The following is a 21250-nucleotide window of genomic DNA, read 5'->3' on the forward strand; positions in this document are numbered from 1 at the left end:
GTAGGCCGGTTAGTTCAGCTTGAGCCGTTTGATGCTCACCGTCATGGTTTTGGCGGTGTTGTTGACCCCGTTTACATAGACGTAGGCCGCGTAGGCGCCGTCAGCCGTTTTCACGAAGGCGCCCTGATCCGCAGCCATGCCATAGGCGTAGTCTGCTACGTTGGTGAAGGTGGTCCGCTCCAGATCGATATCGTCGATATAGACGTCGAAACCGGCGGTGCCGCGCAGCTGGGCATCCTTCACGTCGACCCGCTTGTCGATGGCCGTACGGGGTTTAGCCAGTCCGGTTGGCAGGACGACGTCCTTGAGGTAATCGGCGTTCGAAGGCGCTACCAGCGCATGGCCGAAGGCATAGTTGCCCGCGCCGAGGGTTGGCCGGTAGATGTAGACCAGATCGATTTTGCTGGCCAGGTTGTTCTGCTCCACTTCGGCTTTGGTGTAGGCCGTCATATCGGCCAGCGAGATGTAGGCTTTGGCGCCGTCGGCCAGTACGATAGACCGTTTCATGTCCATGCGGCTGATGCGGTAGGTCGGCGACTGGATGCTGACTTCCTTGCCGGTGGAGGAGGTGACGCTGAACCGAAACGAAACATCCTTGCCCTGCGACGCTGCCGTAGGGTAGTAATAGTACCGCAGGGTGATGGCCTTGTTGGTAGCTACGTCCAGGATATTGGCGGTCGATACGGGGCCTTTGGTCGCGGTGTCGCCCGCCGTCGCCAGCGGTTCATCGACGCCGGTGCTGCGGTTGGTGTACCAGGAAAACCGGTCGAAACCGGTGCCGGTGCCGCCGGGCAGGGTCGCTTCGGCCCGAACGGTTTTCAGGTCACCTTCGAGGGTACCGATGGCGTAGGCAAACTCGATCCGGTCGCCCACCACGGCGGGTCCCGTCGTTTTTTTGAGCAGGTCGTTTCTTAGAGGCCCTTCGTCCGGGCTTACGCTAGGCTGGCAGCCAACCGTCAGTAAGGCAGCAACAACCGGGATCAGCGGAAATAGATAGTGGCGCATGGGCAGTTATTGTTGAAGGGTGACCGTTACTGTGTAGGTTTTGCGTACCTGCCGGTTGCCCGACACGACTGTATAGGTCTGCGGCTGGCGGAAGTCCGTCCAGATACCCATGGTGGGTTCTACGATGGCATCGGTCACGACACTGCAATACGGTTTGACGCGCTGCATGTTGGTGCCGAACCGCGCCACGGCCGTCACGGTCAGCGCCGTCGTGTCGATCTTGGTCTGGCCGCTGACCAGCACGGTCCGGTGGTCGGAGCCGAGCAGGTCGAAAAAGGTAACGTAGCACTGCGACCGGCCGGTAATCAGCAGACCGGTGTCATCAATGGGATCGTTGCTGCAGGAAAGCAGGCCTATAACGGCCAGCATACAGAGGAGTTTGGAAAACAAAGACTGGTTCATCGAACAGGGTATTTATGGGCCAAAGCCGGGTTGCCCAACCAGCAGATGGCGCTGGCAGGCCCGGGGCTTATAGCCAGGGTTCGTTCTGAATAATGTTCGGGTTTACTTCAATTTCGCTGGTCGGAATCTGGAAGATATAATACCGCTGGTAGGCGCGCAGGTCGGCATTCACAAATTCATCGCGGACGCGGGTGCCCTGGCTGTCGAAGAGGACCTGCCCGGCTGGCATCGGCCAGATTTCTTCGGCTTTTCTCCACCGGCGGATGTCGAAGAAGCGGTGACCTTCGCCCACCAGCTCAACGATCCGCTCCTGTTCGATGGCTTTGAAGAATTCGGCCTGGGTGGCAAACTTAGCCTGGTTCAGCGCGGGCAGGTTACCCCGTCGACGGATGCGGTTGAGCAGGGTAAAGAGCTCGGGCGTAGGGCCACCGTTGATCTCGTTAACGGCTTCGGCATACATCAGCCACACGTCGGGCAGGCGCATGAGGTAGATATCCTGCGGACCGTCGCTGCGGCCGATACCGCCCGTCTGGCGTACCCATTTCCGGAAGATATACCCGGCCGGGGCGCCGTCGTAGTTGATATACGTAACCCCGTCGCGGCTGCCGAAGCGGAACGGAATGCTGTCGAGCGCGTTGAGGCCGTCGGTCGAGAGCCGAACCATTTTCTGCTCGTCCCACAGCATCGTAGCCCGCATCCGGTAATCGCGACCAACGTAGGACCGGGGATTCGTGGCGCTATTGACGAGGGTAGTGTTGCGGCTCAGCACGAGCGGGGGCGCAAAGTCGCCGGTGCTCACCAGCTGATACCGGTTGGCCAGCCGGTAGGTGGGGGCTACCCAGCACTGGGCGTTGCCGGTGTTGCGGGTGCCGAAGTCGCGCATCAGCTCTTCGCCCTGCCCCAGCAGCGGCCCGCCAAACTGAACCGAGAAAAGAATCTCGGGATCGTATTCGTTGAAATACTGGAACAGGTGCCAGTAGTTGGGGTTATCGATCGGGCCGGGTTCGCCATTCCGGAACAGCGGAATATTCTTGTCGATAATCTTCTTGAACTCAGCCGCTGCCGCCGTGTAATGCTTCTGGGCTTCGGCGGTTTTTCCCTCGTTTTTCATCCAGCAGGCCCAGTACAGGTTGACTTTGCCGCTGAAGGCCAGAGCCGCCCGCTGCGAGGCCCGTCCCTGGTTATCGCCGGTGTAGGTTTCGGGCAGTACCGAAGCCGCATAGCTCAGGTCGGCCAGGATCGAATCTTTCACGGCCGCCCGCGGGGTGCGGGTGAGGGTATAGGCTTCGGCGTTGCCGTCGAGTCGCTTCGTGAAATACGGCACATCACCCCATAGATCGATCAGCCGGAAGTAGTTGAGCGCCCGGATGAAGCGTACCTCGCCCGTCAGCCGGTTCATCAGGGCCTGGTCTGTGGGCGACTGTAAGGTAGCCCGCAGGGTGCCGATGTTGGCCAGCACGTAGTTGGCCCGGTTAATGGCCCGGTAGCAGTCGCCCCACAAAAAGCCGAAGTTGCCACCGTTGGTGGCGTTGGTAGCCGAGCCGATGCCGCCGGGGTTAAACGCGCCCTGGTTGTTGCTGGTGCCGCGGGTATGCACAAATTCACCGGCTCCGTCGAAGTAATAATCGCGGTCAAACGTGGTTCGGTTGGCTTCGTAAACGCCGTTGACGGCAAAGATGGCGTCGTCGGCTGTTTTCCAGAACAGGTCAGACGACAGCTGCGTGGTAGGTACCTGGTCGAGCAGGTCTTCCGTGCAGGAGGCCGCCGTCATCAGGGCTACGCCCAGCAGACAATATAGTTTGGTAAGTCGTTTCATGAGAATGAGTCGGAGAGAGACTACAGATTAAGGTTCAGACCGAACGAGAACGAGCGCAGCAGCGGGAACGGATCGTCCTGGTTGTCGACGCCGGCTACGCTGGTGCTCTTCTCGGGATCGACACCCCGGTATTTGGTGAAGGTCAGCAGGTTCTCGGCCGTGGCGTAGATCCGCAGGCGGCTTACGCCGAAGCGGCTCGTTACCTTGGCCGGGATGTTGTAGCCAGCCTGGATGTTTTTCAGCCGCAGGTAGCTGAAACTATCCAGCCAGAACGTCGATTCGGCCTGGTTGTTGGCTCCTGAACCGCTGACCAGCCGCGGCAGCGAAGCCGACCGGTTATCCAGGTTCCAGGTGTCGTTCCAGTGGAAATCCTGGAAGGCGTTACGCGTAGAGGGTACGTTGACGTTGTTGAACGGCTCGAGCCAGAAGTCTTTCCGGCCCGTTGCGGCCTGCCACAGTACGCTGACGTCGAAGCCGCGCCAGTTGCCGAACAGGTTAAGCCCGTAGGTGCCGATGGGCTGGTCGCGGTTAAACTGCGGCTGTGCTTTGCGGTCTTCGTCGTTGACCTGACCATCGCCGTTGAGGTCTTTGTAGAGAATATCGCCCGGCGAGAAGTACTGGCCCTGGTAAGGAGCATTGGCGATGTCTTCCCAGCTCTGGGCAATGCCCGTCGCTACGCGGCTGTAGGCAAAGTGGTAGGGCATGTTGAGGTACGTAAAGCCCTTGCCCAGAAACTCGTTCCACTGGAGCAGCTTGTTGCGGTTGAACGCCAGGTTCAGGTTGGCGCCCACGTTGGCGTCGCGGACTTTGGCGCGGTAGGTCAGGTTCACCTCCAGACCGCGGTTGCGCAGCTCGCCAATGTTGACGCGGGGCGCTGCATACCCCGACAGAAACGCCGACAGGGTAGATGGCCGGATCATGCCGGTCGTAAGCTTCTGGTAAAAATCGATCTCACTCGACAGCCGTCCGCCGAAGAAAACCAGGTCGAGCCCCAGGTTGGTCACGTTCGTTTCCTCCCAGGAGAAGTCTTCGTTGATGATCTTGGCCGAGCTGAAACCCTTAACGATTTTGCCGTTCAGGATGTAGTTGGTCAGGTTGAAGATGTCGCGCTGCTCATACCGGCCCACGCCCGAGTTATTCCCGAGCTTACCGATCGAGGCCCGCACCTTACCCGATGAGAGGAAGTTGGAGAACCGCTTGAAAAACGGCTCTTCCGAAAAGCGCCATCCGGCCGAGGCCGACGGGAAGAAGCCGTACTGAAAACCCGGCAGAAACTTGCTGGAGCCGTCGTAACGCGCGTTGACTTCGAACAGATACCGATCGTTGACGACGTAGTTGACCCGGCCAATACCCGACCGCAGCCCTTCGGCATCGGAGTTGCCACCGGCGGCCTGGGTCGTGGTCAGGGCTGCGTCGATCTCGCTCAGCAGCGGGTTGATCCGGTCCTGACGGCTGGCCGACAGGTTGCGGTTGAACCAGTATTCTTCCGTATACGCGCCCAGCAGGCTGAGCTGGTGGTTGCCGAACAGGGTTTTGTTGTAAGTCACCCGACCCTGCAGCAGCGTTTTGTAGCCGGAGTTGACCGCATTGCTGATGCCGGCGCTGGGGGCTACCAGGTTCCGCGCAATCAGTCCCGTCTGGAAGTTATACTCGTCGGTGGGGTCAGAATAGCTCTTGACGAACTGGTTGTAGTACCGCAGGCCGTAGTCGCCCCGTACGGTCAGGCCCTCAATTGGGTTCCACTCGCCGTAGAGGTTGGCGTTCAGTTCCTGCCGGTCGTTCTGGTTGTGGTTCACCTCAAACTGAGAGAGCATATTCCGGGCAAAGGCATCTTCACCGTACGCCATGATACCGCCATACTGGCCGGTGTTCGGGTTCTTCGGCAGTATACCCGCCACCGCGTACCGGATGTCATAGCCGGCCGTTCCGTTGTAGGTGATAAATCCTTCCTGGTTGGCGTACTCCTGCTTGGACCACTGACCATCCATCCGGATACCGACTTTGATGTTGTCCCGGACTTTGTAGTCGAGGTTGAAACGGGTGTTATACCGGCGGTAGTTGTGGTTGATCAGCACCCCCAATTCATCGAAAATACCCGCCGACAGGTAGAAGTTAGCCCGGTCTGTACCGCCCGAGGCCGACAGGTTGTGGGTCTGAATCCGGCCGTTGTCGCGCAGAATGACGTCCCACCAGTTGGTGCTGGGGTATTTGATCGGATCGACCATACTCTTCGACAGCCAGTCTTCTACCGTGCCGTAGCGATAGGTCGTCGACGAGGCTCCGGCGCCGGACGCCCGCAGGTGCATGGTCAGCGACCGGGCGTAGTCGTCGAAGTAATTGTAGAAGTTGGTAGGCTGCGACAGGCCGTAGGTGCCCGTGTAGCTGATCTGCGCTTTCTTGTTCTGCGAACCGTTTTTGGTGGTGATCAGCACCACGCCATTGGCCGCCCGCGAGCCGTAGACCGAGGCCGAAGCCGCGTCTTTCAGTACCGAGATGCTGGCCACGTCGTTCATGTCGATCCGGTTGATGTCGACATCGGGAATACCGTCGACGACGATCAGCGGACCGGCGTTGTTGACCGTACCCAACCCCCGGATCACCAGTGCGGCTCCACTGCGACCCGCCTGCCCCGTCGACTGCTGAACGGCGAGGCCCGGAATCAGCCCCGAAAGGCCCGACGATACGTTGGCCAGCGAGCGGCTGGCGATTTTTTCATCGATGGTGATGGCGGCAACCGCCCCCGTCAGGTTCTCTTTTTTCTGGGTACCGTATCCAACAACGACTACCTCGTTCAGGGTCTTGATGTCGGGCGCCATGGCCACATCGAGGGTGGTTTCGCTGGTGATGGCTACCTCTTTGGGGAGGTACCCGATGGCCGACACCACGAGTGTACCGCCACCGGTAGGTACGTTGATCGTGAATTTGCCATCGGCATCGGATGTCGTTCCCGTTTTGGCGTCGTTTTTCAACACCACCGTTGCACCGGGGAGGCCGGTTCCTTTTTCGTCGAGCACCCGACCGCTGAACCGGTAGGAGCCCACGGGGCGGGTGGCAGGCGTTTGCCCGCTTCCCGGCGTCACGGCCTGCCCGAGGGCGGCTCCGGTGACCAGCGCTACGGCTAGCCAGCCGTGCATCATCGGCCGTATGACGTGAGTAGATAGAGGTTTATACATGAGCAAGAATCACAGGTTAATTGGTTTACAGGCAATGGGGTAATCAATCTAATCGGGAGCAGGCCGCTGGGAGAAGTCGTTTATAAGCGGGTGCCAACCCGTAAAACGGGCGGGCACCAACGTATGGCGGCTTACTGAATGAGTATCGATTCGTGTCTGGTTAGGCGGGGTTAACTGCGTTTTTTGCGCAGCGCATCGTAGCGCAGCAATGCTTCCAGGTAGTAGTAGTCGGCGTAGACCAGCGGCACGTCGATCTCGCTCTTGCCGGGTTTGTGACCCACACTGTGCTTCAGGATAAAATGGTTGTTCTCGCCCACTTTAGCCCGGTAGGCAGGTCCCGACAGGCTTTCCAGCATCTGCACCGCCGACTGGTAGTATTTTTTGGCCGAGGGGCCGCCATAGGTGCTTAGCTCCAGCAGGGCCGAAGACGCAATAGCGCCGGCCGATGCGTCGCGCTCTTCGTTCGGGATGCCCGGCGCGTTGAAGTCCCAATACGGAATTTTATCGGCGGGCAGGTTGGGGTGGTTCAGGAAAAAGTCGGCAATGCGCTGGGCCTGCTGCAGGTACGTTTTGTCTTTGGTTTCGCGGTACATGGTCGTATAGCCGTACAGCGCCCAGGCCTGGCCCCGCGCCCAGGCCGACTCGTCGGCATAGCCCTGGTGGGTTCGGCGGGCCAGCACCTTGCCACCGTCGCCGTAGCAGATGACGTGGTAGCTGCTGGCATCGGGCCGGAAGTGGTTTTTCAGGGTCTGGTTCGCATGGGTAACGCTGAGGTCCCGAAGTCGTTTGTCTCCCGACTCGCGGGCGGCCCAGAACAGGAACTCCAGGTTCATCATGTTATCGATGATGACGGGATAGTCGTACTTTTCGCCGGCCTTATCCTTGAAGCTGTTCCACGATTTGATGACCCCGTAATCGGGCCGGAACCGGGTCGAGAGCGACTGCGCACCCGTCAGCATGATGGTGCGGTACTGCGGATTTTTGGTGAGCCGGTACCCGTTTCCGAAGGGGCAGTAGAGCATGAAGCCCAGATCGTGGGTGCCGGTGTTGTGCTGCTCTTTGGCAACGGCCATGGTCCATTTGTGGGCCGCGTCTTTCCACTTCGGGTCGCCGGTCTGCTCGAACAGGTACCAGAGCGATCCGCCGAAGAAACCGCTGCACCACCAGCTCGATTTCATATCGCGCGGGCTGCCGTCGGGGTTGGTCGACTGCGGAAACTTGGTCGTGTCGGGATGCGACTGCAACATGCCCTCGTATTGCTGAGCCGCGAAGGCAAAAGCACCCTTGACGTCGATGGGCGTCTGGGCCGGCGCCAGTTGGGTCAGTAAAACCAGGCCAAGTATAGAAATAGAACGTTTGATCATCGTAGTGCTGAAATAGGTGAGAAGTCCATGTCGGCGAAGTCTTTGTTTTCGCCGGCCATACCCCAGATAAAGGAATAGGAAGAGGTGCCGCAACCCGAGTGAATGGACCAGGGCGGAGAAATAATGGCCTGGTGGTTGGCCACGACGAGATGGCGGGTCTGGTCGGGCGGACCCATAAGGTGAAAGACGCGATGGTCGGGGTGCAGGTCGAAATAGCAGTAGGCCTCCATACGCCGGTCGTGTACGTGCGCGGGCATCGTGTTCCAGACACTACCCGGTTCCAGGACCGTAAGGCCCATCACGAGCTGGCAGCTGGCTAGTCCGGCGGCATGGATGTATTTGTAGATGGTCCGTTCGTTGGCCGTTTCCCGGGCCCCGAGCCGGGTGGGGCTGGCGTCTTCTTTGGCCAGTTTAGCCGTCGGGTGGGCGTAATGGGCCGGGGCCGACATCAGAAAAAAGCGGGCCGGCTCACCGGCATCAAAGCTCTGGAACGTCACCGACCGGCTTCCCTGGCCCACGTACAAGGCGTCGAGCGCCGTCAGGGAATAGGAAGTACCATCGACTACAACCGAGCCGGGGCCGCCTACGTTGATGATGCCCAGTTCGCGACGCTCCAGGAAAAACGAGGTTTTAAGATTGTCGTAGGGAGGAAGCTCGATCGAATCGTAGATCGGTAGCACGCCACCAACGATCACCCGATCGTAATGAGTGTATACCGTCTGGATGCTGTCGGGCTCGAACAGGGATTCGACCAGAAAATGATCGCGCAATTTCTCCGTGGTGAAATGTTGCATTTCACCCAGGCCAACCGCGTGGAGAATGGGCATTACGGTAGTGTCTGTTATCATGCGAAAACGAGTACGTGTTTGAGATTAGCTGGAATAGATACGGACTGGAATGGTCTCTTTACAAGAAGCTTAATTAGGTATATGGCAGGCGTACTGTGTTGGAAAAGTGATAAATGAGCCTGGGTGGAGAGCGGTTGTTTCTAACAAAAAAGAAAGGTTGACTGTACAGGTCATTTAGCTTTTTCAAGGAAATTATACGCTTGAGGTAAGCTTGTCAATAGCCAACATATCCAGAAAGTGAACATTCTTCCCGCAAACGTTGCCGCAAACGTTTGCGGGAAGAATTATTTTTTGAAAACATTACACTTTACGGGTACAGGCTAAACGGAGTAGCCTAATCGCTTTTTTGGTATGGCAAGGAACGTTAGGGCGCTTTATATAAATTTAATACTATTTGGGGATCCGATAAAAAAGCCGCAGCGCCTGTCTGGTTGGGTAGACAGGCGCTGCGACTTTGGACGGAATAAGGTATAGATAAACCTGCTGCGAATGCAGACTGGCGACGTTTAATCTTTGGTCAAGACACCATCAACATTCCGCCAGATGCCGAGCGGATTGCCGTTTTGTAAGGCGGGCGGCAGGAGCGCATCCGGAAAACTCTGGTACGAGACCGGACGGACCCAGCGCAGAATGGCCGCGGTGCCCACCGACGTCGTACGACTGTCGCTGGTGGCCGGAAAGGGGCCTCCATGGGTCATGGCTTCGCAGACCTCTACGCCGGTAGGAAATCCGCCAAACAGCACCCGACCCGCCTTTTCCTGTAACCGGCCGATCCAGTCGTACGCCGACTGCTGTAACTCGTCGGGCGTAGCGTATAAGGTTGCTGTCAGCTGCCCTTCCAGCGAATCGATGCAATCGGCCAGTTCGGCTTCGGTCTGGCAAATAACCACCAGCGAGCTGGGTCCGAAAATCTCGTGGCTGAGGTCCGTATTCGACATGAACAGGGGAGCGGTGGTGGTCAGCACCGTAGGCCGGCCTTCGGTGCGGCTCTCATCGGCATCCGTTTCTGCTTCGGCCAGTAGATGAACGCCGGGCAACACCCGAATTTGCTGAACCCCTTTCTGATAGGCTTGCTGAATACCGGCGTTGAGCATGGTTGCGGGCGCAGTAGCCCGTATTTTCTCAGCTACGGTTTCCAGAAAGGCGTTGGTCAGGCTTTCTCCACCGTCGAGCATGAAAACCAGCCCCGGATTGGTGCAAAACTGCCCGACCCCCAGCGTGACGGAGGCTGCCAGCCCGGCTGCTACTTTCGTGGGGTCCTCGGCAATGGAGCCCGGCAGAACGATTAGCGGGTTGACTGCGCTCATTTCGGCATAGACCGGAATGGGTTCGGGGCGTTCCTGAGCTACCCGCAAAAGAGCTAAACCGCCCCGGCGCGATCCGGTGAAGCCAACGGCTTTTATGGCAGGGTGAGCAACCAGGCGCTGGGCTACTTCGTTGTCGGCATGGAGCAGCGAGAACACCCCGTCGGGCATACCGGTTTTCTGAGCTGCCGTAGCTATAGCTGACCCTACCATAGAGGAGGTACCCGGATGCGACGGGTGGGCTTTGCAGACAACCGGACAGCCAGCCGCCAGGGCCGATGCGGTATCGCCCCCGGCTACCGAAAAAGCCAGCGGGAAGTTACTCGCTCCAAACACGACCACCGGTCCGAGCGGCACCAGCATCCGGCGCAGGTCGGGCCGGGGAAGGGGTTGCCGGTCGGGAAGAGCCGGATTGATGCGGGCGTCGACCCAGGAGCCTTCCCGAAGCAGGTTGGCGAAGAGCCGGAGCTGGCCGGTGGTACGGCCGCGCTCGCCCGCAATCCGGCCGGTGGGCAGGCCGCTTTCCAGCACAGCCCGTTCGATCAGGGCATCGCCCAGGTTTTCGATTTCGGCTGCAATGGCGTCGAGGAAATCGGCCCGCTGCTGCGGACTGAGTTTCTGGTAGGGAGCAAAAGCGGCCTGTGCTTTCTGAACGGCGATGTCGGCCTGTTCAGCGGTCACGTTGGTGAACTCGTCGGGTAAGAGGTCGCCCTGGGCCGGGGCGTAGGCCTGGAATGAATCCCCTTCGCCAATGACGGATTCGTGGCCAATGAGGTTTGTGGTAAGCGGTTGCGCTATCATGGATTGGTTGTATCTGATTCGGGTGAACCGGCTGGCTGGGCTACCGGTCATTCAGTATGATCAGGCCAGTGGCCCGACGCGTTCCAGCAGGGCTTTGGATTTGCGGATGCCTTCGTATTCGTCGAGGTTTGCCCCTTCATACTCAATACCCACAATACCCCGGAAACCACTGTCTTTGACGATCTTCATCATCCGGGCAAAATCGACCAGGGTGTCATTGCCCTGCGCATCGAAGTCGTGGGTCTTGGCCGATACGCCTTTCGCAAACGGCATCATCTCTTTGGTTCCTTTGTAGCGGTCATATTCTTCAACGCAGGCGCCCCCCCATTCGGTGCCGTTATCGGCCCGGCGCAGGCAGAAATTGCCAAAATCGGGCAGCGTACCGACATTTTTCATGTTGACCTGCTTCATAACGGTGGTCAACCACTCACCGTTGGAGGAATGGCCGCCGTGATTCTCGACAATGACGTTGATATTCATGGTTTTGGCAAACTCACCCAGCTTGCCCAGTCCATCGACCGCGCTTTTCATCACATCGGCCGCTGAGCCAATGCCGTGGGCGTTGACTCGGATGGTCTTACAGCCGAGGTATTTGGCGCATTCGACCCATTTTTTGTGGTTGTCGACCGCCGTTTGCCGCTTGGCTGCGTCGAGGTCGCCCAGTCCACCCTCACCGTCGATCATGATGAGGTGATTGCTGACGCCGTTGTCTTTGCGGCGCGTCAGCAGATCGTTGAGATACGTTTTGTCCTGAGCCTTGTCCTTAAAGAACTGGTTCACGTACTCAACAATACTGATGTCGAATTCTTTACGGGCAATAGCCGGAAAATCGAGGTTGGTAATTTTCTTGGCGAAGAGGGTTTTATGCAGCGACCATTCGGCCAGCGAGATCTCGAAGAACATCTTTTTCTTCATGGGTCCAGCAACGAGTTCGGGCAGAAAAGCCATTCCGGCTGCGAATCCGGCGGCTTGCTGAATAAATTGACGGCGATTGGTAGTCATAACAGGCCAGGTTTGGAGATTAGCGTTTGAAGTCTGTAGTTCGTAGTTTACAGGACCAGGTTCGGCCGCTAAACTACAAACTTCAAACGTCAAACTACGAACAATATACCCATCTATGCTTTCCTTCGAGACGATTGCCGAGGCCCATGACCGCATCAGACCCTATATCCACCGCACGCCGGTGCTGACCAACCAGACCATTAATGAACGGGCCGGCGCCGACTTGTATTTCAAGTGCGAAAATTTCCAGAAAATAGGTGCTTTCAAGGCGCGTGGGGGCACAAACGCGGTGCTACAGGTAGCTCAAAACCGCGAAGGCACCGCCATCACCACCCATTCGTCGGGCAACCACGCCCAGGCTGTTGCCTACGCGGCCCGACAGGTTGGTCTGCCTGCCTACATCGTGATGCCCCGCAACGCTCCGCAGGTCAAAAAAGACGCGGTCCGGGGCTATGGCGCCGAAGTAATCGAGTGTGAGCCAACGCTCGATGCCCGCGAACAGGGCGTGCGGGATATCATAGCCCGTACCGGTGCCGTACTGGTGCATCCGTTCGACGACGATCGGGTTATTGCCGGGCAGGCTACGGCGGCCAAAGAGCTGATCGAAGATGCGGGGCAGACCACTCCGTTTCAGGTGATCATGGCGCCGGTGGGCGGGGGCGGGTTGCTGAGCGGCACGGCGCTGGCCACGCACTACCTGTCTCCGGGCAGCCGCGTTGTGGCGGGAGAGCCGGCCGGCGCTGCCGATGCGGTGCTGTCGTTTCAGTCCGGAAAGGTCGAGAAGGCTCCGTTTATCGATACGATTGCCGATGGGTTGCTGACCAGCCTAAGCGAGCGGACGTTATCCATTATACGTGCGCATGTATCGGAGATTCTGACCGTGTCCGACGCGGAGATTGTGGCAGCTATGCGGCTGGTCTGGGAGCGGATGAAGATCATCATCGAGCCCTCGTGTGCGGTGCCGCTGGCAGTCGTGCTAAAACACCCCGATCGGTTTGCAGGCCAGAAAATTGGCATCATCCTGACCGGTGGTAATGTGGACCTGGGTAAACTGCCTTTCTGATGCTTACGATCCAGTCCATAGCCTACGAGCAGACCTACCCGCTCCGCCACGAAGTGCTCTGGCCCGACAAACCCATCGAGTACGTTCAGATCGATAACGATGCCGACGGCTACCACTACGGGGCCTTTCTGGCCGATGAGCTGGTCGCGGTTATTTCGTTGTTTATCGAACCCGGCGAGGGCGGTCCCGTTCGGGCACGGTTTCGCAAATTTGCAACCCGGCCCGACCGGCAGCGGCAGGGAATCGGAACCCAGCTGATGAACCACGTCATTGCCGAAGCCCGGCGCCTGGGAGCAGAGACCCTCTGGTGCGACGCGCGACTCGATGCGGCCGACTTTTACCAGCGTTTTGGTATGGAACCCTACGGCGAAGGTTTTTACAAGGGTGCAATCCCGTACAACAAGTTTTCGCTGATGCTGTACCCGGCGCTCAACCCCTGAAACGGGAACAGGCTGACTTATCTGCCGAACAGCGCAGGATTCCCGGCCGAAAACGGGGGTAAAAACCCAGAATCCGTAACCGGGCCGCTGTATTAATGGTTACTATAGAATGAGTCGGGTAGCAGACATGCCGGTAACTGATCGCCTGCGGGCCCTGGTTAGTTGATCCTATGCTGTCACATGGCTCGTCATCCGTTAATACGTCTTGCTCAACAATGAAAACAACACCCATTTTAATGCTGGGGTTAGCCTCAGCCCTGCTGGCCTGTGGTCAGAAAAAAGAAGAAAACGCGGCTGCCGGGGCCGATACGGTATCCACGGCCAGCACGGACCTGAAACTTCCGGCGCCGTACGCCACTAAATCGGCGGCTCATTTCAGCAACGTGGTTGGCTGGTCGGAAGGCCAGATGCCCAAAGCACCCGCTGGCTTCACCGTGTTAGAATATGCTCGTGATTTCGATAGCCCACGCTGGATCTATGTGGCACCTAATGGCGACATCTTCGTGGCCGAGTCGAAGACGGAGCGTAAGGGAATCAAAACGAAGGTCGTAAACGCCGTTTCGGGGAAAAACAAGTCCGAGCCCGGTGGAGAAAGCCCCAACCGAATCACGATCCTGCGCGATACCAATAAAGATGGTAAGCCCGATCTGCGTCAGGCGTTCGTAACGGGCCTCAACCAGCCATTTGGTATGCTGGTGCTGGGCGACAAATTCTACGTAGCCAATACCGATGGGCTGCTGATGTTCCCGTACAAGGCCGGGCAAACTACCCTGACCGGTCAAGGCAAAAAGATACTGGAGCTACCCGCCGGCGGTTATAACAACCACTGGACGCGCAACCTGCTGGCCAGCCCCGATGGCAAGAAGATTTACATATCCGTCGGATCGGGTAGTAACGTAGGTGAAAACGGGATGGAACATGAGGTTCGGCGGGCCAATATTCTGGAGATCAACCCAGACGGCTCAGGGGAGCGTATCTACGCCAGCGGTCTGCGGAACCCGGTTGGTATGGACTGGCAGCCGGGCAACGGCAGTCCGGTACTGTTTACGGCCGTGAACGAGCGCGATGAACTGGGCGACGATCTGGTGCCTGATTACCTGACGAGCGTAAAAGCCGGTGCTTTTTATGGCTGGCCCTACAGTTACTTCGGCGCCAACGAAGACCCCCGCCGGAAAGGCGAACGGCCCGACCTGGTCGAGAAAACGGTCGTTCCCGATGTACCGCTGGGCTCGCACACAGCTTCATTGGGACTGGCATTCTATGACCAGAAAGCTTTCCCGGAACGCTATCACAACGGCGCTTTCATTGGGCAGCATGGCTCCTGGAACCGCTCTGAGTTTTCGGGTTACAAGGTTGTATTCGTTCCCTTCGAAAATGGGAAGCCGGGTAAGCCCGAAGATTTCCTGACGGGTTTCGTGGCCGGTAAAGACAAAGATGTATATGGCCGTCCGGTTGGGGTTAGTGTACTACCCGACGGGTCGATGCTCGTTGCCGACGATGCCGCCGGCCGCATCTGGCGGGTTGCCGCCGGCCAGTAGGTACTGGCTCATCAGACAAACAGACCGGCCTGTCGACATACTTAATGTCGACAGGCCGGTCTGTTTGTGGGGTATGTCAAAGCTGATAGAACAGGCGGAGCCGCGCGCCGAAGGCGGGTTCGCTGGTCCAGTTCATAGTAGCCTGCAACGGTTTGGTTAACAACAGCCCCCCTTGCGCTGCCCAGTGGCCCTGCTGCCATTCAAGGGTGGCGCTGGCCGTATAGGAGCTGATCAGATCGACGGGCAATTTCTTTGTGAACTCGACGGACTCGAAGCCATTGTAGCCCCCAAACATGGGTTTCGGATAGCTGAACGAAACGTGAGCTGTACTCGTCAGATTTAGATAGGTACCCAGCGCCGGGGTCAGCGACAGGTGCTGATTCAGCGGTACCCGATAGCCAATCTGCAATGGAATCTGATACCGGGTGGTTTTCAGGCTGATGCTGTAGATCTCGCGTTTAGGGTCAAAACCCGGCGGGGGAGCGTACTCGTACCGGAAATTACGGCGCGTCCGGTACTTGAAATCTTCGTCGTTGGCGTAGGAACCTACTTTGTAAGTAGACTGCGCCAAACCAAGGCTCAGGGCCCAGCGGTTGGCGAAGATAAACTCCGACACGGCCCCCAGACTGAAGAGCTGTGGCTGAAGATCCATCCCCACACCCAGCCGAACGTTGACCGCTATTGGATCGATGCGCTGGCTCTCCGGCGCCTGAGCCACTGCCGGTCCCGCTGGCTGGGTTATGGCCGGACGCGTACGCTTGAGCCGACGGCTGAGGAGCCCATTCCAGTCGACCGGTTCCTGTGTAAGAGGGCGGGTATTGACCGGCTGGTAGGCCGTCTCGACGGGAGCCACTGGATCCCCTTCGGCCGACTGGTTCGTGGCTAATGACCCGCCTGGTTCAGCCGTGTTTGTAGCCGCCACCCCGGTCGTGCCCGGTAGGTCGGTCCGGCTGCCGTCGGAGCCGTCGGCTGAAGAGGCAGGGTTTTGGGCTGGCGACGAGTTTGCCGACGGACGGGCAGACGCTCGTTCCTGGCTGTTTTTACGTTTGGTGGTTAACAGGGTACGTGTAGACGTTGGGTCATACGGGGGTAGGTTAGATTGATCGTTGGTTGACGGGGTCGGTCGATTTTCTGAGCCGCCTACTTCCTGCCGGGCAAGCGGGTCGGCAGACGGGGACTCGGGGGGCAGCGAAGGCGTCGATTGGGGCCGCGATCGGTCAATACCGGCATACCGCTCCGTACCCGGCTGGCTTCGGCCGGCGGGCAGTTCGGTGCCTGGCTGCGCAGGCACCGGCACGTAACGGGTAATGTATACCGTGTCGATCCGTGAGAGAACCGACGAGTGGGCAGACTCACGTTTCGATACAGTGGGGTCGGCGGGCTGGGACTGCGATGCGGTAGGGGGAGCCGCCAGTTTGTCTACAGGCAGGCCCGAGCCGGGTTGCGGCTGCCGGATAGCAGGGGTCGGCGACTGGCGCAGTTGCGAAACCGCCTGCCGAAGCTGATTAATTTCAGCATGTTGCCAGACACTCAGGGCCAGCAATACAATAGAGCTGATACTGGCCGCGGCTACCAGCCAGGGACGGGCATACCAGCCCGCGCCATGCAGGGGCTGAACGGTGCCGGAGCCGCCCGGGTCCGATAAGCCGGCCTGTTGCAGCGATGCCTGCATGCGCTGCCAGTCTTTATCTTGAAACTCCGGACGAATACTTTCCAGTTTTCGCCGGATTAGTTCGGTGAATCGGTCAGTTCTCATGAGATCGTATAAGGAGCCTGCGGATTGTTTTTTTCATGGAATGGATAAGCCTGCCGGATCATGTCCTGCAGTTTGTACCGGGCGCGGGCAAAATTGGAGCGCACCGTAGCTTCGTTCTGGTTCAGTATGCCAGCTATTTCGTGCAGGCTGTATCCATCTACTACGTGCATCATAAACACGGTTCGGTGGGTGGGGGTTAACTTCTGAACCAGGGCCAGAATCTCGTCGGCGGCCATCTGATCGACCACATCGTCGTCGAAGGCTACCTGTTCGCTGGTTTCGAGGGATGAATGCTGGTCAAAACGCTGGTTTTTGCGGTAATGGCTGATGGCCGTATTGACCATGATTGTACGAAGCCAGGCTTTGAAAGGCAGCGTCTCATCGAAATTGTCGAGGTGTTGAAAGGCCTTCAGGAAGCCTTCATTCAGCACATCTTCGGCTTCTTCCGTACTGGAGGTGTAGCGCAGGCAGATACTTTTAGCGTAGCCGAAGAACTGTTTAAAGAGCGTCCGCTGCGCCCGTGGATCTTTGGCGCGACAGGCCCGAATGACGCTCAGCAGGTCATTATCGGAGAACGAGGACGATTTTCTGAAGAACAAAGTCAAACCAGGTTATCGTGGACGCAAGGGGGATATCAACAGCAATACGCACCTGGCCGGTGAAGCGTTGCACGGTACTGAATTTTTGTCTTTTTTTTTTACCGGATGCCACGTTTTATCCGCTCATCACGTACGGGCGGGTAACGAAATTACTCACTTTGTTATTGTGCGCTAATGAATGTGTTGGTGATTGGTGATGAACACACCTACGGCTATGGACTGCGTTCGGGACAGCTCAGCTACATAAACCAGTTTATCCGGTTGATGGGGCGCTTGGGCAAAGGCGACTCTATATCGGTAGAGGCCTACGCGCATCTTACCATGCCCAGACTGCTGAATGCGCTGAGCCAGCTGCCACTCGGCCGGTATGATCTGATCATACTCCAGCTCGACGAATCGATGCGCCGGGCAGTCGTCGACGAGCCGGGTGAAGCGGGGCAGGCGACCTCCTGTCTGCCAACCTTATACCCACCTGCTTCCCGAAAGCGGTCGCGCTGGAAAAGTGAGCTTCGGGCGTTGGGTAGAAATTTACTGTCCGACGGGCTGAATCGGCTGCGTCGCAGACCGACGGGGCTTTCCAGGTTGCTGACGTTGCTGAAGCCTTACCGGCATACGGTTGTCTTACTGACCCCTTTTCCGCACCAGCAGAGGCTTGTCAACTGGGGGCGCCAGCGGCTGCGACACCGGATGGTTGAACAGGCCAGTCGGGCTGCGTTCAGCCTGTTCGATACAAGCCAGATACTAGGGACAGGAGATGAGTACTTTCTGACTGATGACCCGGAGCATCTGAACGCAGTCAGTCACGAACTGCTGGGCCAGGCCCTGTTCGATTTTTACCAGTCGGCCCCGGCTATCGTTACCATCCAGACGTTTCGGCGTAATAAGCAGTAACCAGGTAAACGGTTTGTACGAGCAAGGGCGCCGGACTGTGGAGTCCGGCGCCCTTGCTCGTATCGGAAGAAGGCACTAGAGCCGTACGGCCATTTCTTCTGGCTTCGTCGTATCGCCGGTTGGGCGACCTTCGGGCTGGGGTAGCGGCCGCTTTTCGCCGTCGGCACCCGTTCCGTCTTTCCGGCGCGAGAGATAGGTGTAAATAACCGGTACAACATACAGGGTCAGCACCAGCGAGAACAACAGCCCACCTACAATAACGATCCCGAGCGGTACCCGGCTTTTGGATGCGGAGCCGAGCGCCAGCGCGAGCGGCAAGGCGCCAAAGGCAGCCACGAGGGTTGTCATCAGAATGGGCCGCAGACGCATGGCCGCTGATTCTGTGGCAGCCTCAAACTTGTTCTTGCCGACTAGCCGCTGTTCGTTCGCGAACTCAACAATCAGGATACCGTTCTTGGTAACCAGCCCCACCAGCATAATGATACCGATCTGGCTGAAGATATTCAGCGTCTGGTTAAACATCCAGAGCGAGAACACGGCCCCGGCCAGCGCCAGCGGCACGGTGATCATGATGATAAACGGATCAACGAACGAGTCGAACTGGGCGGCCAGTACCAGATACACCAGCACCAGCGCCAGGGCAAAGGCGAAAAGGGTGTTGGACGAGCTCTCGGCATAATCGCGCGAAGGGCCTGACAGGGCCGTCTGGAAGCTCTCGTCGAGGGTGCGGGCCGCAATGGCCTGCATGGCCGCTACGCCATCGCCAACGGTTTTGCCGGGGGCGAGTCCGGCCGATACGGTCGCCGATTTGAAGCGGTTGTAGTGATATACCTGCGGGGGACTGCTGACTTCCTGGAACCGAACGAGGTTATCGAGCTGAATCAGCTCACCCTGATTGGTACGAACGTAGAACGAAGCCAGATCGACGGGGGCGTCGCGGTCAGCGCGGTCAACCTGCCCGATCACCTGATACTGTTTACCGTTCATCAGGAAGTAGGCCAGGCGCCGGTTGCTGAGCGCCAGCTGAAGCGTTTGCGCCACATCCTGAACCGAAACCCCCAGATTGGTCGCTTTTTCGCGGTCGATACTGATGTTCAGCTCGGGTTTGTTAAACTTCAGATCGACATCGGAGTTCTGGAACGTTGGGTCTTTCTGAACCTCATCGAGGAACGTGGGCAGTTTCTCACGCAGTTTCTCGAAGTTGAGGTTCTGAATAACGAACTGCACCGGTAAGCCACCACCCCGGCCTACCTGAATCGTCTGATCCTGGGTGGCAAAGATGCGGGCCTCGCTAAACCGTTTGGTTCCTTTGTTGAGGAAATCGACAATTTCCTGCTGGGAGCGTTTCCGCTCGGTAGGGTCGACCATGTTTACCATCACAAACGAGCTGTTGACGGCCCCGGCGCCTGAGAATCCAGGCGCTACCACGCTAAAGGCCAGTTTCGTTTCCGGCACCGAATCCAGCACGAACTGCATGATCCGGTCGGTGGTGTTGGCCTGAGCCTCGAAACTGGTTCCCTCGGGCGAGGTAATCGACAAGCGCGTGCGGCTACGGTCTTCCAGCGGAGCCAGCTCCGACTTCAGGAGAGAACCCAGCCCGAAGATGAGCAGCAGACAGGCGCCAATCATGACGAAGGCCCAGCCCCGTTTGCCCATAAACGTCGTCAGCGAGCTGCGGTACGACTGATCGAGCCACTGGAAGAAAGGTTCGGTCTTCTTATAGAACCAGGAATCTTTGCCGTGATTCTTGCTGGTCAGTTTCACGCTGAGAACGGGGGTGAGGGTCAGCGAGACGAAGGCCGAAATCAGAACGGCGCCGGCTACGACAATGCCGAACTCGCGGAAAAGCCGACCCACGAACCCTTCCAGGAAGATAATGGGCAGAAACACAATGGCCAGCGTAATCGACGTGGCCAGTACCGCGAAGAATATCTCGTTGGACCCTTCTTTGGCGGCCTGCTTGGTCTCCATACCATCTTCAATCTTCTTGAAGATGTTCTCCGTAACAACGATACCGTCATCCACCACCAGACCGGTGGCCAGAACGATGGCCAGCAACGTCAGTACGTTAATGCTGAAGTCGGCCATGTACATGATGAAGAAAGCCCCGATCAGTGATACCGGTATGTCGATCAGCGGACGGAACGCAATCAGCCAGTCGCGGAAAAAGAAGTAGATGACCAGAACGACCAGGACGAACGAGATCAGCAGGGTTTCGCCCACTTCTTCGATCGCGCGCCGGATAAACGTAGACCGGTCAATACCCAGGCTCACGATAATATCGTCGGGCAGGTCTTTCTTGATCTGGTCGAACCGCTTGTAAAACTCATCGGCAATGCTGACGTAGTTAGCACCCGGCTGCGGAATCAGCACGAGAATAACGCCGACAGCGCCGTTCTGCTTCGAGCTGGTTTCTTCGTTTTCGGCCCCGAGTGTAGCGTAACCCACGTCTTTGAAGCGAATGATCTGATTGCTGGTCTGCCGAAGGATGAGGTTATTGAAATCATCTTCCGAGACAAGGCGACCCACTGCTTTTACGGTTAGCTCGGTGCTGTTGCCGTATACTTTACCGCTGGGCAGCTCAACGTTCTGGGCGTTCAGAGCGGTCTGTATATCCTGGGTAGTCAGTCGATAGGCCGACAGTTTGATAGGGTCGATCCAGAGCCGCATCGCCTGGCGCTTGAGGCCGTAGATGTTGGCCTGGCTCACCCCGGGAATGGTCTGAAGCCGCTCCTGAAGTACGTTTTCGGCGTAGTCGGACAGCTGCGTCGGGTTGCGCGTCGTACTCTGCACCGTCATGAAAATGATCGGGTCGGAGTTGGCGTCGGCCTTGGTCACGACCGGGGGAGCGTCGATATCCTGAGGAAGCTGACGCTGCGCCTGGGCCACTTTGTCGCGAACATCGTTAGCGGCCTGTTCCAGATCGGCGTCCAGGTTGAACTCGACGGTGATGGTGCTGGCACCCAGGGCGGAGTTCGACGAGATGGTCCGTATGCCTTCGATGCTGTTCAGCGACTTCTCGATCGGCTCGGTAATCTGCGACTCGATGATATCGGGGTTGGCACCGGTATAGTTGGTCCGCACCGAAATAACGGGCGGGTCAATGGCCGGATATTCCCGAACGCCGAGAAACGTAAAGCCAATAATGCCGAACAGCACAATGACGATCGACATCACCATGGCAAAAACGGGCCGGTTCAGACTAAGTTCAGGAAGACTCATTTGTGGTTGAGATTATGGTTTTGGTC

The 21250-nt window shown here is 58.0% G+C and carries 15 protein-coding genes; 4 read left to right on the top strand and 11 right to left on the bottom strand.

Annotation, left to right across the window (positions count from 1 at the left end; all coding sequences use genetic code 11):
- Positions 1–9: 9 nt before the first annotated feature.
- The 8 genes from EQG79_RS10070 to EQG79_RS10105 all read right to left on the bottom strand — a co-directional run bounded on the left by EQG79_RS10070 (position 10) and on the right by EQG79_RS10105 (position 11715).
- Entirely contained in the window at positions 10–1005 is a 996-nt protein-coding gene (locus tag EQG79_RS10070; RefSeq protein WP_129601407.1) for a DUF4466 family protein, read from the bottom strand.
- 6 nt (positions 1006–1011) lie between these two features.
- The gene (locus EQG79_RS10075) at positions 1012–1407 is read right to left on the bottom strand and encodes a hypothetical protein (protein ID WP_077922673.1); all 396 of its coding nucleotides are present in this window, start codon (positions 1405–1407) and stop codon (positions 1012–1014) included.
- Positions 1408–1474: 67 nt separating this feature from the next.
- Complete coding sequence (locus EQG79_RS10080; RefSeq protein WP_129601408.1) at positions 1475–3223, bottom strand: RagB/SusD family nutrient uptake outer membrane protein; 1749 nt, start codon at positions 3221–3223, stop codon at positions 1475–1477.
- Positions 3224–3243: 20 nt separating this feature from the next.
- Positions 3244–6396: a SusC/RagA family TonB-linked outer membrane protein gene (locus tag EQG79_RS10085; protein WP_129601409.1), complete on the bottom strand. Its 3153-nt coding sequence runs from the start codon at positions 6394–6396 to the stop codon at positions 3244–3246.
- 170 nt (positions 6397–6566) lie between these two features.
- On the bottom strand, positions 6567–7760 hold the full coding sequence (locus EQG79_RS10090) for a glycoside hydrolase family 88 protein (protein ID WP_077922676.1): 1194 nt from the start codon (positions 7758–7760) through the stop codon (positions 6567–6569).
- Positions 7757–8608: a 5-dehydro-4-deoxy-D-glucuronate isomerase gene (gene kduI, locus EQG79_RS10095; RefSeq protein ID WP_129601410.1), complete on the bottom strand. Its 852-nt coding sequence runs from the start codon at positions 8606–8608 to the stop codon at positions 7757–7759. The genes EQG79_RS10090 and kduI overlap by 4 nt, the downstream gene beginning before the upstream one ends.
- Positions 8609–9114: 506 nt before the next feature.
- Entirely contained in the window at positions 9115–10713 is a 1599-nt protein-coding gene (locus EQG79_RS10100) for an aldehyde dehydrogenase (NADP(+)) (RefSeq protein WP_129601411.1), read from the bottom strand.
- A gap of 60 nt (positions 10714–10773) precedes the next feature.
- The gene (locus EQG79_RS10105) at positions 10774–11715 is read right to left on the bottom strand and encodes a sugar phosphate isomerase/epimerase family protein (RefSeq protein ID WP_129601412.1); all 942 of its coding nucleotides are present in this window, start codon (positions 11713–11715) and stop codon (positions 10774–10776) included.
- Positions 11716–11830: 115 nt separating this feature from the next.
- On the opposite strand from EQG79_RS10105, the gene EQG79_RS10110 reads away from it, so the two are divergent.
- The 3 genes from EQG79_RS10110 to EQG79_RS10120 all read left to right on the top strand — a co-directional run bounded on the left by EQG79_RS10110 (position 11831) and on the right by EQG79_RS10120 (position 14756).
- Positions 11831–12778: a threonine ammonia-lyase gene (locus tag EQG79_RS10110; protein WP_129601413.1), complete on the top strand. Its 948-nt coding sequence runs from the start codon at positions 11831–11833 to the stop codon at positions 12776–12778.
- Positions 12778–13218, top strand: coding sequence for a GNAT family N-acetyltransferase (locus EQG79_RS10115; RefSeq protein ID WP_129601414.1), 441 nt, complete (start codon positions 12778–12780; stop codon positions 13216–13218). Before EQG79_RS10110 ends, EQG79_RS10115 begins: the two co-directional genes overlap by 1 nt.
- 215 nt (positions 13219–13433) lie before the next feature.
- Positions 13434–14756 carry a PQQ-dependent sugar dehydrogenase gene (locus EQG79_RS10120; protein WP_129601415.1) on the top strand — a complete coding sequence of 441 codons (1323 nt, stop codon included), beginning with the start codon at positions 13434–13436 and terminating at the stop codon, positions 14754–14756.
- A gap of 76 nt (positions 14757–14832) precedes the next feature.
- Here the strand turns inward: EQG79_RS10120 and EQG79_RS10125 are convergent, their stop codons facing one another.
- Positions 14833–16512, bottom strand: a complete 1680-nt coding sequence (locus EQG79_RS10125; RefSeq protein ID WP_129601416.1) for a hypothetical protein — start codon at positions 16510–16512, stop codon at positions 14833–14835.
- Positions 16509–17111 (bottom strand): RNA polymerase sigma factor, encoded by a 603-nt coding sequence (locus EQG79_RS10130; RefSeq protein WP_077922684.1) that lies wholly within the window; start codon positions 17109–17111, stop codon positions 16509–16511. Before EQG79_RS10130 ends, EQG79_RS10125 begins: the two co-directional genes overlap by 4 nt.
- 174 nt (positions 17112–17285) lie before the next feature.
- Between EQG79_RS10130 and EQG79_RS10135 the strand changes: the two genes are divergently transcribed.
- The gene (locus EQG79_RS10135) at positions 17286–18002 is read left to right on the top strand and encodes an SGNH/GDSL hydrolase family protein (protein WP_129601417.1); all 717 of its coding nucleotides are present in this window, start codon (positions 17286–17288) and stop codon (positions 18000–18002) included.
- A 75-nt stretch (positions 18003–18077) separates the two neighbouring features.
- On the opposite strand, the gene EQG79_RS10140 is transcribed toward EQG79_RS10135, so the two are convergent.
- Entirely contained in the window at positions 18078–21224 is a 3147-nt protein-coding gene (locus EQG79_RS10140; RefSeq protein ID WP_077922686.1) for an efflux RND transporter permease subunit, read from the bottom strand.
- Between the last annotated feature and the right edge of the window lie 26 nt (positions 21225–21250).

The sequence above is a fragment of the Spirosoma sordidisoli genome (assembly GCF_004138325.1).
Lineage (GTDB): Bacteria > Bacteroidota > Bacteroidia > Cytophagales > Spirosomataceae > Spirosoma > Spirosoma sordidisoli.

Excerpts from the sequence above, each read along its gene's own strand:
- EQG79_RS10100 (WP_129601411.1), bottom strand. The coding sequence starts at position 10,713 with ATGATAGCGCAACCGCTTACCACAAACCTCATTGGCCACGAATCCGTC.
- EQG79_RS10090 (WP_077922676.1), bottom strand. The coding sequence starts at position 7,760 with ATGATCAAACGTTCTATTTCTATACTTGGCCTGGTTTTACTGACCCAA.
- EQG79_RS10070 (WP_129601407.1), bottom strand. The coding sequence starts at position 1,005 with ATGCGCCACTATCTATTTCCGCTGATCCCGGTTGTTGCTGCCTTACTG.
- EQG79_RS10115 (WP_129601414.1), top strand. The coding sequence starts at position 12,778 with ATGCTTACGATCCAGTCCATAGCCTACGAGCAGACCTACCCGCTCCGC.
- EQG79_RS10135 (WP_129601417.1), top strand. The coding sequence starts at position 17,286 with ATGAATGTGTTGGTGATTGGTGATGAACACACCTACGGCTATGGACTG.
- EQG79_RS10105 (WP_129601412.1), bottom strand. The coding sequence starts at position 11,715 with ATGACTACCAATCGCCGTCAATTTATTCAGCAAGCCGCCGGATTCGCA.
- EQG79_RS10080 (WP_129601408.1), bottom strand. The coding sequence starts at position 3,223 with ATGAAACGACTTACCAAACTATATTGTCTGCTGGGCGTAGCCCTGATG.
- EQG79_RS10140 (WP_077922686.1), bottom strand. The coding sequence starts at position 21,224 with ATGAGTCTTCCTGAACTTAGTCTGAACCGGCCCGTTTTTGCCATGGTG.
- EQG79_RS10125 (WP_129601416.1), bottom strand. The coding sequence starts at position 16,512 with ATGAGAACTGACCGATTCACCGAACTAATCCGGCGAAAACTGGAAAGT.
- kduI (WP_129601410.1), bottom strand. The coding sequence starts at position 8,608 with ATGATAACAGACACTACCGTAATGCCCATTCTCCACGCGGTTGGCCTG.
- EQG79_RS10120 (WP_129601415.1), top strand. The coding sequence starts at position 13,434 with ATGAAAACAACACCCATTTTAATGCTGGGGTTAGCCTCAGCCCTGCTG.
- EQG79_RS10085 (WP_129601409.1), bottom strand. The coding sequence starts at position 6,396 with ATGTATAAACCTCTATCTACTCACGTCATACGGCCGATGATGCACGGC.
- EQG79_RS10075 (WP_077922673.1), bottom strand. The coding sequence starts at position 1,407 with ATGAACCAGTCTTTGTTTTCCAAACTCCTCTGTATGCTGGCCGTTATA.
- EQG79_RS10110 (WP_129601413.1), top strand. The coding sequence starts at position 11,831 with ATGCTTTCCTTCGAGACGATTGCCGAGGCCCATGACCGCATCAGACCC.